General features: G+C 67.4%; 1 protein-coding gene. It reads right to left on the reverse strand.

Annotation, left to right across the window (positions count from 1 at the left end):
• Positions 1 to 1,247, reverse strand: a 1,247-nt coding sequence (locus tag ACYVGD_RS16395; protein ID WP_460744854.1) for an ISL3 family transposase, incomplete at its 3' end; no start/stop codon positions are given.
• Positions 1,248 to 1,299 lie beyond the last annotated feature (52 nt).

Raw genomic sequence — 1,299 nt, forward strand, 5'->3', positions numbered from 1 at the left:
TAGTGGGCAAGGTTGCGGAAGCCCAGCGCGGTGCCGCGGAGGTGCTCGAGTCGGCCGTTGATCGCCTCGGTCGGGCCGTTGCTGGTGCCGGGGTGGTCGAAGTAGGCCAGCACATCGAGGGCTCGGCGTTTCAGTGTCCGGCCGAGGCTGATGAGTTCTTTGAGCTGCTTGGGCACCCCGTCGGTGAGGTCGTCGATCACTGCCTGCAGTTCTCGCTTCCCGGCAGCGCGGTCGGGATGGCGGTAGGCGGCGACGATCCGCTGGTAGACGCCCCAGGTTGCCTCGACCTCGACGTGCTCATCACTGGCGAACACGGCCTTCAGGCGGGTGATCTGCTTGTCGGTGAGCAGGTCAGCGCCGGTGTGCAGCACGCGGCGGATCCCGTAGAGCGGGTCCCCGGACCGGCCACGATGGCCGAGGGTGGCCTGCTGGACGCGTTGGCGGCACTGATCGACCTTCTCGCCGGCCAGGGCAACGACGTGGAAGGGATCCATCACCGCTGTCGCCTCGGGCAGCTCCTCGGCGGTCGCGGTCTTGAAACCGGAGAACCCGTCCATTGCGACGACCTCGACTCCGTCGCGGAACTCGGCGGTCTGGCCATCGAGCCAGGCCTTGAACACCTTCTTCGAGCGCCCCGGGACCATGTCCAGCAGTCTGGAGGAGCCGGTGCCGTCGCGGATCGGGGTCAGGTCGATGATGACGGTGACGTATTTGCTGCCCCGGCGGGTATGGGACCACACGTGCTCGTCCACGCCGATCACACGGACCCCGTCGAACCGGGTGGAATCGTTGATCAACAGTTCCTGGCCGGTGGCCAGAATCGCGTCGTTGGCGGTGTTCCAGGCGACCGCGAGCCCGGCGGCGATCCGTGCGACGGACAAGCGATCGATGACTACGCCCTTGAGCGCCCACAGCGCTGCATGCCGGGAAAGGACCGCGCGAGGTTCGGCGGCGGCCGAGGTGTCCTGCCGCCACACGCTGCGACAGTCCGGGCACCGGTAGCGGCGCACTCTGACCTGCAACATCGTGGGCCTCCAGCCCATCGGGACGTGGGCGAGGCGACGGACGACGGTTCCTCGGGAGACGCCCTGCTGACCGCACTGGTGGCACCAGTTGTCCGGGTCGAGCACGCGGCATTCGAGGATCGAGCGGTCGGCGCCGATCGACTGTTTGGTCGCGGTCAGGCCCAGCCGATCGAGCTGGCAGAAGGTATCGAGATCGGGCGCGGTGAAGGTAGCGTTGGGCACGTCGAGGTCTTCCAGATGGCGAGCGTAGGAACTTCCATCTTCGGGAGACCTC

This window comes from Mariniluteicoccus endophyticus (assembly GCF_054780035.1).